Below are 14,070 nucleotides of genomic sequence, written 5' to 3' on the forward strand. Positions count from 1 at the left end.
GCTTGGACGAAAAGTCCAATCCAGCGCAAAGTGACGTACCACTCACGCGTCGAACGGCACCGCGAAACTGCTCACGATCATCGAGGGCGGCGATCCCGATGCGGTGCTGAAGGCGCTGGCCGCCCATAGGCATGGCAGTTTCTTCGACGAAGTGGTCGATCGACTCGACGGCGGCAGTCCCGAATCCGAGTAGTGGCTGGCCGGGCGCCGGGCTCGTTGATCAGAAGTCCACATCGGACGGCTGAAGCCCCGGATCATCAGGCCGCGGAAGGCCTTGTCGTTCTGACCGGCGGGCGCGTTGGCCACGACCAGGGCCCCACTGGTCGAGAACGGTGACGAGTCGACGACCGACGGCGAGATCGTCAGCGCGATGATCATGCCGACCGTCAGTTCCTGATCCGGTCCGGCCGGTGCCCGGATGGCACCGGCCGGGTCCGTGTTCACACCACTTCGAAGTTCGCCATCATCGCCATGTCCTCGTGTTCGGCGTTGTGGCAGTGGAAGACGTACCGGCCGCGGTAGCCGTCGAAGCGGGCGATGACCTCGACCGACTCGCCGGGGCTCAGGTCGACGGTGTCCTTGATGCCGCCGTCGAACGGCCCCGGCGGACGGCCGCCGCGAGACAGGATCCGGAAGCCGACCAGGTGCAGGTGCACGGGGTGGTGGATGTCGGCGACGAACCGCCAGATCTCCGTGTCGCCGAGACGCGGGCTCGCCGACATCAGCTCCGGCGAGAACGGTTCGCCGCCGATCACCCAGCCCGCGCGCCCGTGGACGGTCCCGGCGCGGAACGAGAATTCGCGAGTGATCGTCGCTTGTTCGCGGGTGAGCGGCGGGATTTCGCCGAGTTTCGCCGGAACCCGGCTCTCGTCCGGGGCGCGACGGGTGACGGCGAACCGCATGACCTGCGCGGTCGAGCCGGTGCCGAGCCGGTTCACGAGGGTGACCGCGGTACCGACCGGATACCGGCCGAAGTCGACCACGAGGTCGTACCGTTCCGCCGGGGCGATCGGCAGATGATCGTGTTCGCGCGGGGTGTCGAGGAGTCCCTGATCGCTGCCGATCTGGACGAACCCGCCTCCGCCGGGTGGCGGCGGGTCCAGTGCCAGGTCGTAGCGGCGGGCGTTGGAGCCGTTGAGGACGCGGAGCCGGTACCGCACGGCCGCCACCTCGTGTACCGGCCACGGCGCCCCGTTGACGAGGATTACGTCACCGAAAACCCCCTCCACGTAAGCATTTTCCACTCCCGGCGTGGTCCGCAGCGTCCGGTCGAGTGAGGGGTAGGCGAAGGCGCCGTGCTCGTCGAAGGCGCGGTCGGCGATCATCAACGGCAGTTCGCGCTCCCCGGACGGGAGCCCCAGGGAGTCTTCCTCGTCGTCGCGGACCAGATGGAAGCCGGCGAGGCCCCGGTACACGGCGGGACCGGTGAAGTCCATGCGGTGGTCGTGGTACCACAGGGTCGCGGCCCGTTGCCGGAACGGGAAGACGTAGTCGCGTTCACCGTTCGAGATCCGGGCACGGGAGTCGACCATGCCGTGCGCGGCGTGACCGGTTTCCCAGCCGGAGCGCGGGAGCACGAGGTCGGTCGGGTAGCCGTCCGACTCGGCGGGCGTGTGCCCGCCGTGCAAGTGGACCACGGTCGGGACGGGGAGTTCGTTGCGGTGGTGCACCACGGTCGTGCGATCCCGCCGCGATTCGATCGTCGGGCCGGGGAAGATCCCGTCGTAACCCCAGATCGGCGTCCGGACACCGGGCAGGATCTCCGCCGTCGCCGCCCGCTGGGTGATCGTGTGGTGATCGATGTCTACGGTCCTTTGTGGACGCAGGACCGGCGGGATCGGCAGCGGCACCCGGAACGGTTCCGGCAGGGGGAGCCCGCTGCGCAGCAACTCGCCGGTTCCCGGTGAACCCTGTGCGAGCAGCCGCGGCGCGGTGAGTCCCGCGGCGAGGAGGACACCGGCTCCACCGGCGAGCCCGAAGAACGTCCTCCGGGGAAGGCGGCGACTCATCGGGCGGCCCGCCAGTTCTGCGGCCGCCAGACGGCGATGGTCGTCAGCACCACCCCGGTGACGAGGGCGACGCCGAGGGGGACGTGCAGATCGAGCGCGCCCGCCATCCCGGCGAGGTACTGCGCGGTCTCGCCCGCCGCGAGCAGCAGGCTGATCCAGAACAGCCAGCGTGGCCCGCGGACCAGCCACAGGACCAAGGCCGCCAGGATCTGCGCGTACGCCAGGTAAGACACGGCGTCGGCGCCCCAGCGGTGCAGCCAGAGCATGTCGTAGTCGCCGCCGAGATAGCCGCCGGCGAACACCGGCTGGCCGATGATCGCGACGGCGTGGGCACTCACGAGCACCCGGTTCACCACCAGCGTCCCGCTCGCCTTCCGGCTTCGGGTAGTCACGGTTCCACTCACGTGATCGAACCTAAGAGCCGAGGTCTTATGCTGTCCAAGACGAAATCGGTTATCTGGTCATAACAGATGAGGTATCAGCAGTGGATCTTCTGGCGCTCCGGTATTTCCAGACGGTCGCCCGGCTCGAACACGTCGGCCGCGCCGCCGAGAAGCTGCGTGTCGCGCAGCCCTCGCTCAGCCGGACCCTGGCCCGGCTGGAAAACGACCTCGGCGTGCCCCTGTTCGATCGGCACGGCCGCCGGATCCGGCTCAACCGGTTCGGCGCCGCTTTCCTCCGCCGCGTCGACCGGGTACTGGCCGAACTCGACGACGCCCGGCAGGAACTCGACGACGCCGCCGGGCTGGAACGCGGCACCGTGACCGTCGCGGCCGAAAGCCTGCTCGTCCTCACCGACCCGCTTCGCACCTTCGTCCCCGGCCATCCGCTGGTGGACGTGCGGCTGTCCCAGGCATCGGCGGAGGGCATGGCGGAGCACCTGCGGTCCGGCGACGCCGACCTGTGCGTCACGTCGCAACCCTTGTCCGGCGACGACATCCGGAGCCGGGTGCTGCTCGACGAGCCGGTAAAGCTGTGCGTGCCGTCCGGTCACCGGCTCGCGGGACGCGGCCGTGTCGGCCTCACGGACCTCGGGGGAGAGCCGTTCCTCACCACCCGGCCCGGCTACTGGCAGCGCGCGCTCGCCGATCACCTTTTCGCGAAGGCCGGTCTCGAACTCCGCATCGTCTGCGAGGGTGACGAAGCCGCTGTGCTCTTCCAGCTCGTCGACGCCGGTCTCGGCATCGCGTTCGTGCCCTCCGTCGGGCTGCGGTCCGCCATCAGCCCGACGGTGGTCTGGCTGGACGTCGACGACCCCGAATGCCGTCGTGTGCTCAGCGTCGCGTGGCGCGAGGACACGTACCTTTCCGCCGCCGCCCAACGCTTTCGCGACCACATCGTCGAACACTTCCGCACACAGGCCGAAGCCGGGCCCCGGTCGGACTGACCAGGACCCGGCTTCGGGAGGTGTTACGGGTTGAGCGTGACGCCGTAAGCGCTCAGGGCCTCGCCGACCGGCTGGAAGTACGAGGTCCCGCTGCCCTTGCCGGAGGTGATGCCGAGGCCGACACTGCCGGAGAACAGGCAGCCGCCCGAGTCACCGGGGTTGGCCAGCGCGTTGGTCTGGATCAGCTGGTGCACCGAACCTTCGGCGTAGTTCACCGTGACGTTCAGCCGCTGTACCGAGCCCGAGGTGAGGCGGGTGGTGCTGCCGCTCTTGCTGATCCGCTGCCCGACGGTCGCGGTACCGGCGGAGGCGATCTTCTGGGTGGAGCCGTTCCAGAGGGTGACCGCGCCGGGGCCGCTGCCGGAGGTGTTGCGGATCAGGCCGTAGTCGTTGGTCGGGAAGCTGGCGCCCTGCGACGGTCCGACGTTCCACTGCGACACCGCGCGGGTGCAGTGGCCGGCGTCGAGGATGTAGTTCTGGCCGCCCTTGTTGGTGTTGAACCCGACCGAGCAGCGGGTGCCGCCGCCGGTGATGGCCTCACCGTTGTAGATCGCGGTGTGCATCTCGCCGGTGGTCCGCTCCACCCGGACCCGGTCGCCGAGCGCTTCGGCGGCCTTCACGAGGGCTTCGGAACCCTTGGCCGCGTCGGACACGGTCAGCACGACCTGGTTGGACTTCGGGTCGAGACCGATCGAGGTGTGGGTGACCGTGGGCAGCGCCTGCAAGGCGTTCTGCGCGCTCGAAAGCGCCGCGGTGGAGTGCTTGACCACACGGGCCTGCGCCCCGGTCGCGGTCACCTGGTCCGCCGCGGCCTGGTCCAGCACGTTCACCACGGGTTTGGCGGATGCGTCGAGGTAGCCGTCGGCGGCACGGGAGCCGAGTGCGGCGGTGACCTTCTGCACCGTCTCGACGCCTGCCGTCTGCGCCCGCAGGAAGTCGACGGCGGCGGCTTCGCTGATGCCGGCGTCCGAAGCGAGGGACGTCACGGCCTCACGCTGCACGGTGGGGGAGTAGCCCTCGATGGTGGTGGCGGTGGCCGTGGACGGGGCGAGGAAGCCGATGACCGCGGCCGCCGCCACCAGTGTGGTGGCGGTACGGGCTAAGGGGTTTGTGCGCATACCGGGAACTCACTTTCGCGAGGGAGGATCCAGCGCGAGGGGTGGCCGCACTGGACACAGTGGGTAGCCGGGCACGGCCAAGGTGGCCCGGCACCGGTGATCCGGTGTCGATCAGGGTGATCGTGTCCACCGGCGCGGGGTACCGACTTTCGTTGGACAGGAAGAAAGATAGGTACCCGCCGCTGCGCCTACCGACGTATCCGCGCAGAGCAAACGGCGCCGTAACACCGGTGTGTTCACACGGCCGGCCTAGAGATCGTTCCGTGCGCGCCTCTCGGCACGGGTCCCGGAGAGCGGTACGGGGTTCGCTACGTGGTCGTGAGTGGCGATTCTTGTTCTTCGAGGGTTAGGGCGAAGGTGTCGCGCTGGCGGTCGGGCCCCAGGACAGCTCAGCGGCGGTAGCGGGTACGTTCCGGTTGGCGGGTTGTGAAGGATTCCTTCACGACCAGCCGTCGAAGGCGAGCCGGGCGAAGCGTTCCCCGATGAGCCGGTGCGTCGCCGCGTCCGGGTGGAGGTTGTCGGGGAGCGGAAGCTCGGCGTGGTCCGCTTCGCCGTACAGGGCAAGGCCGTCGAGGTGACGCAGGTTCGCGTCGGTCGCGCTCCGCTCCTTGACGATGCGGGCGAGTTCGTCGCGGATCGTGGTGAGGGTCAGCTTTCCGGCGGCGGTCTCGGCGGGATCGCCGGTCGCGGTGAACCGCACCTTTCCTTCGCGCAGCCCAGCGGGGTCGAAGGAGCAGGGACCCGGAGTGTGCTCGTGAATCGGACAGTGGATCGCCGAGACGACCAGCAACGGCGTGGTGGGGTGCCCGTCCCGGATGGTGTCGAGGAAACCGTGCACGGCGGGGACGAACGCGCGCAGCCGCATCGCGTCGGAGTTGACGAGATTGATGCCGATCTTGACGCTGATCAGGTCGGCGGGCGTGTCCCGCATGGCGCGGGCGGTGAAGAGGTCGAGCAGCGCGCTGCCGCCGAAACCCAGGTTGACCAGGTCCACTCCGGCGAGTGCCGCGGCCACTGCCGGCCAGGTGCCGGTCGGGGTCGCCGCGTTGGAGCCGTGACTGATGGAACTGCCGTGGTGCAACCAGGTCTTGCGATCGCCGGACTGTACACTGTGGACAGGTGCGTTGGTGCGCAAGGCGACCAGCTGAGTGCTTTCGTCGTGCGGCAGCCAGATCTCGACGTCCTTCTCCTCGCCCGGCAGGTCACCGAAACGCAAGGTCCGCACGGGACCGGGCTCGGTGCGCATGGTGCCGGTGGCCATGTCGATGGTGAGCGTGTCACCCTCGGGCACACTCGCTTGCCCCGCGAGCCGCCCGTCGGCGAGGAGTTCGTGGACGCCGTCGGGCCGCGGTGGCATGCCGGCGTAGACCCGTTTGGTGGCGATGACGTCCAGTTCGACGAGCGTGGCCGCGGTGCGGAAGACCAGCCGGACGCCGGACGGCTGCGCTTCCGCCATGGCCAGCTGACCGTCGGGAATCCGCTGCCGTGCCGCCGCGGGCAGCCGGTGGGGGAGTATGCCGCGTTCGGTGTACTCCAGGTCGAGGGCGCCGCGGACGAGGTCGGCGGTGATCGGGGTGGTGAGCATTTCTTGGTTCATTTCCTTCGGGGCCAAGCGCGCAGCAGGACATCGAGCGCGTCGAGGATTTCGGTCCAGCTCTCCTGCGAGCCGGGAGTGCTGTGGCTGAAGCCGCCGGCGGACTCCAGGCCGACGAAGCCGCTGAACACACTGCCCAGCAGCCGCACGGCGTGCGTCTGGTGCGGTTCGGCCAGGTCGTAGCCGCGCAGGATCGCGCGGGTCATTTCGGCGTGCCGGGCGCCCGCGCTGGTGGCGGCCTGCTCCGGGGTGAGCCGGAACCTCGCGGCGGTGAACCGTCCTGGATGTTCGAGGGCGTAGTCGCGGTGGACGTTCGCCAAGGCGATCAGCGCGTCCCGGCCCGCCAGCCCGGCCACCGCCCTGGAGGCCAGGTCGGCCAGTTCGGCCAGTGCCAGCAGGGCGATCCCGGCCTTGAGTTCCTGGGCGTTCTTCACATGCGAGTACAGGCTCGCGGTCTTGACACCGCACCGTTTGGCGAGCTCGGTCGGGGTCACCTGCTCGAAGCCGATCTCGTCGGCCATTTCCGCTCCCGCCAGGACCACGCGTTCCGTGGTCAGTCCCGCTCGTGCCATGCCGGCCACGTTACCATAGTCCATTCTGGACTTGCCTAATACTCTTAGGAATCAAACCTGGGTTCGGTAGCGCCCGCCCTGACGGAAGCTGGACACAGTCCGAACGGAGGTGAGCGTGATGAACACAGTGGACCCGGCCCAGGCCCGGCACGACCGCATCGAGCGCCGGCGGGGAGACCGGCGCCTGCTCGCCGGTGCGATCGCGGCCTCGGCTGTCGCCCTGGTCTGCGGTTTCCTGGCCGGGCGCGGATTCGGTGACCTCGTCGAGGTGTTCCGGACCATGGCGATCGACAGCGTTTTCGACGACCGCGGCGACGGTGACCCGCCGTACGGCCCGGTGTGGGGAACCTTCGCCGTCCTCGGCGGTATCGCCGGGGTGAGCCTCGCCGGTGCCGCGATGCGGCGCTACCAGGGACGCCCGTCGGGACCGGTGTTCCCGGTCGTGCCGCTGTTCGCGATGAGTACCCTCGGCCTCTGGGTTTCGTCGCGGGAGTGGCTTCCCCCGCTCGCCGTCGGTGTCGCGGTCGACCCGGTCTTCCACACGGACGAACAGTGGGGATTCTGGGGATGGTCGATGTACTACGCGGACCTGTGGATGCCCGCGTTCATGTTCGTCCTGACGCTCCTCGTGCTGTGGTACGCCATCCAGGTCTCCCGCCGGTACGCCGAGATGGTCCGGACCAGGGACTGGCTACTGACGTACGGCCGCCGGGTACCTGCCCAGATCGTCGACGTGAAGGTGCACCTCGGCGGGGACGAATCGGGGACCAAGGTCGTCGGCACGACCGTCACACTGCGCTTCGCCGACGTCGCGGGAGTTTCACGCTGGGTGACCCGCCGCACCCGGGACACCACGATCACGACCGCCGAAGTGCTGTTCGATCCGGCTTCTCCGGCCGACGAGAAGAAGATCTTCGTGGCGCTCCGGCGCTATCCCGCCCTCAGTGACTGGCTGCCCGCGGCCTGAAAGTCTGGAGTTACGTTCATGTCGGCTGTCCAGGTACCGGCCAGACCCGGTCCGCTCGTCTTCGTCCGCGGCTTTCTCACCGGAATCACCAGCGGGACGACGTTGTGCGCCTTTGTCGTCGGCATCATCATCGAGTACGTCCCGCTGATCATCGCGGGCCTGGGGCTTCCCCTCGTCTACGGAATCCTGCTCCACCTCGCCGGTGCCCCGCGTCGCGCTCGCGAGGCGGCGGTCGTCCCGGTGGTCGCGCTCGCCAAGATCGAGAGCCTGCGGGCGAGCGGCACGGAAACGGGCGACATCCCGGTCGACTTCGTCCTCACCGTCGCGCCCGACGGCGCGGCGACCCACCGCGTCGAGATCCAGCACGGCGTCAACCTGGTCGACATCCCGAACCACCGGCCCGGCGGCATCCTCGTCGTCCAGTACCCGCCGGACCGGCCGTGGAAAGCGACGGTCGTGGAGCGGCTGTCCCCGGCGTGGGAGCGCCGCGTGGCCGAAGCCTCGATCGAATCCGCTCCGGAGTCCAGCCTGATCCAAGAGCCGCCGGAGGGCTGCGCGTTCGGCGTGCTCGCGTTCCTCGGGGTGCTGCTCGGTGCGGCGCTCGTGCTGTTCCTGTTCCGCGCGGAACTGTTCGCGCCGGAAGCACCCGCGCGGGCGGAAGAAATCCAGTCCAGCGTGACCACGTCTTCGTCGGGCTCCGCCACGGTCACCGTCGACCGGTCGCTGCTGGGCGAGGGGGAGTTGCGCCGGGCGATCGACGGGCTGGCGCGGACCGTGGACGTCTCGCAGGTGATCACCGCGGTGGTCGAGGAACGGCGGCTGACCGTGGTCTTCGCGCCGTCCGAGGCTCAGGTGCCGCGCTTCGACCTCCGCGCCTTGGCCGCCGACCGCGTCCCGGCCCTGGTCAAGAGGGCGACGACCACGATCGACGTCGGGTCGCCGCGGACCTGGCAGGTCACGGCCGTCCCGTTCGGGGGCGACGTCAGCCTCCGCGTCGTCGTGACCGGACCGGACGGCAGTGGCTCGCTCCCGGGCTAGTCGGCGGTTTCGCGTGAGTGGCGGGACGACACGTGTGACGGGATGGACGACACGCGTGTCCAGGGGGACATCGCGCGTGCCGTCCATCCCTTCACGCGTCCCCGGTGGTCAAGGACAACCAGGGCAGGCCGGAACCGCAGGACCGGATCGACTTCGTCTTCTACCGCGGCGGCACGCCCGAGAGCAGCCGCACCTTCGGCGGCGGTACCGGCTGGCCGTCGGACCACCTGGCCGTGCTCAGTTCCTTCACGGTGTCCTGACCGGAAGATTCAGGCGCCGTGCTTTCCGGGCGCGGCGCTGCCGGAGTACTCGCCGAGATCGGAGACGAGCTTGGTCAGCTCGGCGTCGTTGTCGTAGCGGCGCTGGTGCAGTTCGGCGATCTTCGCGGCCATCTCCGGGTCCGCGTCGTCGGTGATGTCGAACGACGCGAACCTGTCGACCAGCGGGAGACCGACCCGGTCGGTGTTCCGGTGCGCCGGGTGGATGAGGTACTCCCAGTAGCCTTCGAGATCCTCGATCACGAAGACGGCGCCCCATTCGTATTCGCCGCCGAAATCGCGGCCGACGACGAAGGATTTCACCGACGGGATGACCCGGCCCTGAGTGCGGAGGCTTTCCAAGGCTTCCTCGATCTGCTCCGGGGAGGCGTCGGGCCGGAGGGTGAAACGGTTGCCGTGGTAGATCATCGTGCTTCCTTTCGGTTGTTTCGGTTCGAGACGAGGGCGGCGAGTGCCGCGCCCGTTCCCATGGCGACGCCGGTCCAGGTGAAGGCGTCGGCGATGCCGATGGTCTGGACGAGTGGCTGGACGACGAGCGGGGACAGGAACTGCCCGAGGAAGATCCCGGTGACCAGGCCGCTAAGCACCCGGCCGCGGTGCGCGGGATGGGCGAACTCGGCCAGGCGAAGGTTGAGGTTCGGGACGACGAACCCGACGCCGAAGCCCCCGACCAGCAGCCCGGCCACGACCTGGGCGACCGTGCCCGCCGTACCGACCAGCAGCCAGCCGAGGCCGAGCAGCGCGACGCTGAGCGTGGTGATCGCGGTGGGGCTCAGGCGGTTGCGCAGGCGGGGAAAGGCCAGAGCACCGGCGACGCTGGTCAGCGTGCTTCCGGCGACCACGGCGCCGATGACGGCGGGACCGCTGCCGAAGCCTTCCAACAGGAACGGCAACTGCGTCGGCGCCATGTAGAAGACCAGCGTCGCGACCAGCGCCAGGACGTACACGCCGATGATGCGTCCGGGCAGGCGTGTCCGCTGAACCTCGGTCGCGGCGAGGCCGCTCCGGTGCGGTTCACGCAGGGACACGATCGCGAAGACGGCCACGATCGCCGACACCGAGTAGATCCAGAACGGCGCCTGCCAGCTCGTCGTGGCCAGCAACCCGGCCAGTGGCAGGAAAACGACGCCGCCAAGACTCGCGAACGCCTGTTGCAGCCCGAGGAACGAGGCACGGTCCGGGCCGGAGAACCAGTCGGTGATCAGGGCGCTGACCGCGGTCATGATCCCGCCGACGGCGAGCCCGAGCCCGGCCCGGGTCACCAGCAGCAGATACAGGTCGCTCACGAAGAACCCGGCCGTGCCGGTGACCGCGTAGAGCACCAGGCCGGACAGGAGCAGCGGACGACGGCCGACGCGGTCGGCGACGATCCCCGACAGCGGCGCGCTGATCGCGATCGCGAGAGAGGTCACGGTCAGCGCCAGCCGCACGAGAAGACCGGCCCCGGGCGTGCCGGAGAAGACCTCCCGCATCGCGGGCAGGCTGGGCGCGATGATCGCCGCGGCCATGATGGTCAGCGTCGCCGCGGCCAGCACGGTGCCGCGAGCCACCCTCGTCGGCGTCGAGGTGTCTGCTCGGTTCGTCACCCCACCACCTTCGCAGCGGCACCGCCCGCTTCGCGTCGGCGAAAATCGCCTATGTTCGCGGTATGCCGACACCGCTGGTGGGCCGGGCCACCGAGATCAGCGCCCTTGACGAGGTGATCGCCGCCGCCAGGAAGGGCGACGGGGGCGCGCTGGTGCTCCACGGCGAGCCGGGTATCGGCAAAAGCGCGCTGCTGGACCAAGTGCGGGGGAGCGCGCCGGACTTCTGGGTCATCGAGGCGTCCGGGGCGGAGTTCGAGACCGAACTCCCGTTCGCCGCGCTGCACCAGCTCTGCGTGCCGGTGCTCGGGCATCTCGGTGAACTGTCCCCCCGCCACCGGGAGGCTCTCGAGGTCGCCTTCGGCCTCGCGACCGGAACACCGGACCTGTTCCGGATCGGTCTCGCGGCACTGGACCTGCTCTCGTCCGCGACGCGGAGAAGTCCGCTGTTGTGCGTGATCGACGACGCTCACTGGCTGGACGACGCCTCGTCGAAGGCACTGAGCTTTCTCGCCAGGCGGATCACCTCCGAGCCGGTCGCGATGATCTTCGCGACCCGAGGCGGCGGCCCCGGCGGGCTGCCGGGGCTGACGGTCGAAGGACTGCGGGACACCGACGCACGGACGTTGCTGGCCGACGGCGTTTCCACGCTGGACCCGCGGGTGCGCGACCGCGTCATCGCCGAGGCGCGCGGCAATCCGCTGGCGCTGCTCGAACTGCCCAAGTCGGGCGGGTTCGCGCTCCCCGACACGTCGTCGCTGCCGAACCGGATCGAGCGTGGCTTCGCGGCGAGACTGGCCGGACTGCCCGCCGGCTCCCGGCTGCTGATCACCCTCGCGAGCGCCGACCCGACCGGTGATCCCGGCCTGCTGTGGCCCGCCGCCCGGGAATTGGGGGAGGAGGTGGCGGCGAGCGCGGATGTGGCGGAGGCGTCCGGGCTGGTCGAGTTCGCGACCCGGGTGCGGTTCTGTCATCCCCTAGCGCGTTCGGCCGTCTATCGGGCCGCCTCGGCCGAGGACCGCAGGCGAGCCCATCGAGCCCTCGCGAGCGTGACCGATCCCGCCGTCGACCCGGACCGGCGAGTGTGGCACCTCGCGCAGGCGGCCACCGGCCCGGACGACGACCTCGCCGCGGCACTGGCCCGGTCCGCCTCCCGCGCCCAGGCACGTGGTGGGGTCGCGGCGGCCGCGGCGTTCCTGGAGCGGGCGGCGGCGCTGTCGCTGGACGCCGGTCTGCGCACCGAACACACCCTCGGGGCGGTCGGCGCGAAACTCGACGCCGGAGCCGCCGACGCCGCGGCCGAGTTGCTCACCACCGTGGAGACCGGCTCGCAAGACGAACTCGGCCTGGCGAAGGTCGACCTGCTGCGCGGGCGGATCGCGTTCACCCGGCACACCGACGGGCTCGGGGCGGACTTCATGCTCCGCGCGGCGCATCGCCTCGCCGAGGTGGATCCGGAATGGTCCCGCGAGTGCTTCCTCGACGCGCTGGAGGTGAGCCTCGTCGTCGGACGGGCGAGCGGGGTGATGGACACCGTGGTGAGCGAGGCGCGTTCGGCGCCGCCCGCGTCGTCCCAGCCCGACGTCCTCGACGCGCTGATCCTGCTCGCCACCGAAGGGCACCGGGCGGCCGTCCCGGTGCTGCGCCGGATTCTCGCCGACCGTCCGATGTGGACACGACGGCCCGCGCTCGCCACGATGATCGCGGCCGAACTTTGGGACCTCGAAACCCACGCGGGGATCGTCGACGGGTTGATGGAGACCGCGCGCGAAACCGGTTCGCCGCACCCGCTTCGGCTCGGCCTCGCGCAGGTGGCGGTCGCCGCCGTGGTCACCGGTGACCTCGGCAAGGCGATGTCGGCCATCGCCGAAGAAGCGGCCATCGCGGACGCGCTCGGCGTTCCGGCGCTGCGCTATCCGCGACTGCACCTCACCGCGATGCGCGGGCGCCGTGGGGAAGGCGTCGCCTTGTTCGACTCCGCGGCCGCCGAGGGCGGCGGCCAGCTGATCGCCAACGTTCACTGGGCGTCGGCGGTGCTGTACAACGGCCTTGCCGAGTACCCGGCCGCGCTGGCCGCGGCACGGCAGGCGGCCGAGCCCGGCGACCTGTTCCTCGCCGGAGTCGCCTTGCCCGAACTGATCGAGGCCGCGATCCGCTGCGGCGAACGCGATCCGGCGTCGGAAGCACTGGAATTCTTGACCGCGCGCACCACTCCCAGCGGTTCCTCGTGGGGCCTCGGCGTTACCGCGTACGCGCGAGGACTGGTCACCGGCGCCGAAGCCGACTACCGGGAAGCCGTCGAGCGTCTCGCCGCGAGCCCGATGATGCCGTACCGTGCCAGGGCTCATCTGCTCTACGGGGAATGGCTGCGTCGCGAGGGCAGGCGACGGGACGCCCGCGAACATCTCCGCATCGCTCACGAACTGCTGTCCAGTATGGGCATGGAGGCCTTCGCCCGTCGTGCCGCCGACGAGCTGCGTGCCACCGGCGAGGTGGCGCGTGGCCGTTCCACCACCGGCCGCGACGAACTCACCCTCCAGGAAGTGCACATCGCCAGGCTGGTCGCCACCGGCGCGACGTCGAAAGAAGTGGCCGCGCGCCTCTTCCTCAGCCCGCGCACGGTGGACGCCCATCTGCGCAACATCTTCCGCAAACTCGGCATCACCTCACGCCGCCGGCTGCGGGACCTGCCGGATCCGGAGATCATCGGCAACGGCGGCGGTGATCACGGTCCCTGGTAGAAATGTCCGATGCGGGATTTCTTCAAGGGTTTCCGGATGTTCGGGCAAGGCCTGGGCTTCCTGCTGCGGTCACCGAGACTGCTGCTGATCGGGGCGCTGCCCGCGGTGCTGACCACACTGCTGCTGATCGGCGGGGTCGTCGCGCTGGCGTTCTGGATCGACGATCTCTCGCTGCTGCTCACTCCGTTCGCGGACGGCTGGGACGCGGGCCTGCGGACAGCGGTGCGGGTGGCGGCGGGTGTCGCGGTGTTCGGGGCGGCGCTGGCCATCGCCATGATCGGGTTCACCGCGATCACCCTGGCCATCGGCGGTCCGTTCTACGAGCACATCGCGGAGAAGGTCGAGGACGATCTCGGCGGGGTTCCCGGCGCGGTGGAGTCGTCGGGGTGGCGGTTGCTGGTGATGGGCCTGAAGGACGGGCTGTCGCTGGTGCTGCGCTCGCTGGTGTTCACCATCCCGCTCTTGGTCGCGGGCTTCATCCCGGTGGTGGGGCAGACCGTCGTACCGGTCCTGCTGGCACTGGTCACGGCGTGGTTCCTGGCGCTGGAACTGATCGCCGTGCCGTTCTACCGGCGGGGAATGGGCTTGAAGGAACGGCGGCGACTGCTGCGGAAACGCCGCGCGCTCGCCCTCGGGCTCGGGCTTCCCGTGTCGTTGCTGTGCCTGATTCCCTTCGCCGCGCTGATCGTGATGCCGGTGGGCTTCGTCGGTGGTGTGCTCGTCGCCCGGGAAGTCCTCACGCCGACCGCGCGTGAGCCTCACGAAGTACGCTGAGGACGAGCT

At 69.9% G+C, this 14,070-nt stretch carries 14 protein-coding genes; 6 read left to right on the top strand and 8 right to left on the bottom strand.

The window, feature by feature from the left end; translation table 11 throughout:
* Window positions 1-42: 42 nt before the first annotated feature.
* From BS329_RS44205 to BS329_RS30935, 3 genes are read right to left on the bottom strand one after another with little or no spacing between them, the layout of a single operon-like run.
* Window positions 43-444: a hypothetical protein gene (locus BS329_RS44205; protein WP_076165120.1), complete on the bottom strand. Its 402-nt coding sequence runs from the start codon at window positions 442-444 to the stop codon at window positions 43-45.
* The gene (locus tag BS329_RS30930; protein ID WP_076165122.1) at window positions 441-2,009 is read right to left on the bottom strand and encodes a multicopper oxidase family protein; all 1,569 of its coding nucleotides are present in this window, start codon (window positions 2,007-2,009) and stop codon (window positions 441-443) included. The genes BS329_RS44205 and BS329_RS30930 overlap by 4 nt, the downstream gene beginning before the upstream one ends.
* Window positions 2,006-2,413, bottom strand: coding sequence for a hypothetical protein (locus BS329_RS30935; protein ID WP_076165124.1), 408 nt, complete (start codon window positions 2,411-2,413; stop codon window positions 2,006-2,008). The genes BS329_RS30930 and BS329_RS30935 overlap by 4 nt, the downstream gene beginning before the upstream one ends.
* A gap of 80 nt (window positions 2,414-2,493) precedes the next feature.
* Here BS329_RS30935 and BS329_RS30940 point away from each other — a divergent pair, with 80 nt between their 5' ends.
* Window positions 2,494-3,396, top strand: coding sequence for a LysR family transcriptional regulator (locus BS329_RS30940; RefSeq protein ID WP_076165126.1), 903 nt, complete (start codon window positions 2,494-2,496; stop codon window positions 3,394-3,396).
* Between the two features lie 23 nt (window positions 3,397-3,419).
* On the opposite strand, the gene BS329_RS30945 is transcribed toward BS329_RS30940, so the two are convergent.
* The 3 genes from BS329_RS30945 to BS329_RS30955 all read right to left on the bottom strand — a co-directional run bounded on the left by BS329_RS30945 (window position 3,420) and on the right by BS329_RS30955 (window position 6,680).
* Window positions 3,420-4,514, bottom strand: coding sequence for a S1 family peptidase (locus tag BS329_RS30945; protein WP_076165127.1), 1,095 nt, complete (start codon window positions 4,512-4,514; stop codon window positions 3,420-3,422).
* A gap of 439 nt (window positions 4,515-4,953) precedes the next feature.
* Window positions 4,954-6,099, bottom strand: a complete 1,146-nt coding sequence (locus BS329_RS30950; protein WP_084750409.1) for a GDSL-type esterase/lipase family protein — start codon at window positions 6,097-6,099, stop codon at window positions 4,954-4,956.
* Window positions 6,100-6,107: 8 nt separating this feature from the next.
* Window positions 6,108-6,680, bottom strand: a complete 573-nt coding sequence (locus BS329_RS30955; RefSeq protein WP_076165130.1) for a TetR/AcrR family transcriptional regulator — start codon at window positions 6,678-6,680, stop codon at window positions 6,108-6,110.
* Between the two features lie 118 nt (window positions 6,681-6,798).
* On the opposite strand from BS329_RS30955, the gene BS329_RS30960 reads away from it, so the two are divergent.
* The 3 genes from BS329_RS30960 (at window position 6,799) to BS329_RS30970 (ending at window position 8,945) form a co-directional block, all read left to right on the top strand.
* Window positions 6,799-7,647, top strand: a complete 849-nt coding sequence (locus BS329_RS30960) for a hypothetical protein (RefSeq protein ID WP_076165132.1) — start codon at window positions 6,799-6,801, stop codon at window positions 7,645-7,647.
* Window positions 7,648-7,665: 18 nt separating this feature from the next.
* Window positions 7,666-8,685 carry a hypothetical protein gene (locus BS329_RS30965; protein WP_076165134.1) on the top strand — a complete coding sequence of 340 codons (1,020 nt, stop codon included), beginning with the start codon at window positions 7,666-7,668 and terminating at the stop codon, window positions 8,683-8,685.
* 104 nt (window positions 8,686-8,789) lie between these two features.
* A complete protein-coding gene (locus BS329_RS30970) occupies window positions 8,790-8,945 on the top strand; it encodes an endonuclease/exonuclease/phosphatase family protein (RefSeq protein WP_244197360.1) in 156 nt (51 codons plus the stop codon).
* A gap of 9 nt (window positions 8,946-8,954) precedes the next feature.
* Here BS329_RS30970 and BS329_RS30975 read toward each other — a convergent pair whose 3' ends face one another.
* Window positions 8,955-9,371 carry a Dabb family protein gene (locus BS329_RS30975; RefSeq protein ID WP_076165136.1) on the bottom strand — a complete coding sequence of 139 codons (417 nt, stop codon included), beginning with the start codon at window positions 9,369-9,371 and terminating at the stop codon, window positions 8,955-8,957.
* A complete protein-coding gene (locus BS329_RS30980) occupies window positions 9,368-10,549 on the bottom strand; it encodes an MFS transporter (RefSeq protein ID WP_076165137.1) in 1,182 nt (393 codons plus the stop codon). The genes BS329_RS30975 and BS329_RS30980 overlap by 4 nt, the downstream gene beginning before the upstream one ends.
* Before the next feature lie 62 nt (window positions 10,550-10,611).
* Here BS329_RS30980 and BS329_RS30985 point away from each other — a divergent pair, with 62 nt between their 5' ends.
* Entirely contained in the window at window positions 10,612-13,287 is a 2,676-nt protein-coding gene (locus tag BS329_RS30985; RefSeq protein ID WP_076165139.1) for a helix-turn-helix transcriptional regulator, read from the top strand.
* 9 nt (window positions 13,288-13,296) lie between these two features.
* Window positions 13,297-14,061 carry an EI24 domain-containing protein gene (locus BS329_RS30990; protein WP_076165140.1) on the top strand — a complete coding sequence of 255 codons (765 nt, stop codon included), beginning with the start codon at window positions 13,297-13,299 and terminating at the stop codon, window positions 14,059-14,061.
* Window positions 14,062-14,070 lie beyond the last annotated feature (9 nt).

This window comes from Amycolatopsis coloradensis, from assembly GCF_001953865.1.
GTDB lineage: Bacteria > Actinomycetota > Actinomycetes > Mycobacteriales > Pseudonocardiaceae > Amycolatopsis > Amycolatopsis coloradensis.

Coding starts and splice junctions, on each gene's coding strand:
- BS329_RS30930 (WP_076165122.1), bottom strand. CDS start 2,009: ATGAGTCGCCGCCTTCCCCGGAGGACGTTCTTCGGGCTCGCCGGTGGA.
- BS329_RS30960 (WP_076165132.1), top strand. CDS start 6,799: ATGAACACAGTGGACCCGGCCCAGGCCCGGCACGACCGCATCGAGCGC.
- BS329_RS30990 (WP_076165140.1), top strand. CDS start 13,297: ATGCGGGATTTCTTCAAGGGTTTCCGGATGTTCGGGCAAGGCCTGGGC.
- BS329_RS30975 (WP_076165136.1), bottom strand. CDS start 9,371: ATGATCTACCACGGCAACCGTTTCACCCTCCGGCCCGACGCCTCCCCG.
- BS329_RS30950 (WP_084750409.1), bottom strand. CDS start 6,099: ATGCTCACCACCCCGATCACCGCCGACCTCGTCCGCGGCGCCCTCGAC.
- BS329_RS30955 (WP_076165130.1), bottom strand. CDS start 6,680: ATGGCACGAGCGGGACTGACCACGGAACGCGTGGTCCTGGCGGGAGCG.
- BS329_RS30945 (WP_076165127.1), bottom strand. CDS start 4,514: ATGCGCACAAACCCCTTAGCCCGTACCGCCACCACACTGGTGGCGGCG.
- BS329_RS30965 (WP_076165134.1), top strand. CDS start 7,666: ATGTCGGCTGTCCAGGTACCGGCCAGACCCGGTCCGCTCGTCTTCGTC.
- BS329_RS30985 (WP_076165139.1), top strand. CDS start 10,612: ATGCCGACACCGCTGGTGGGCCGGGCCACCGAGATCAGCGCCCTTGAC.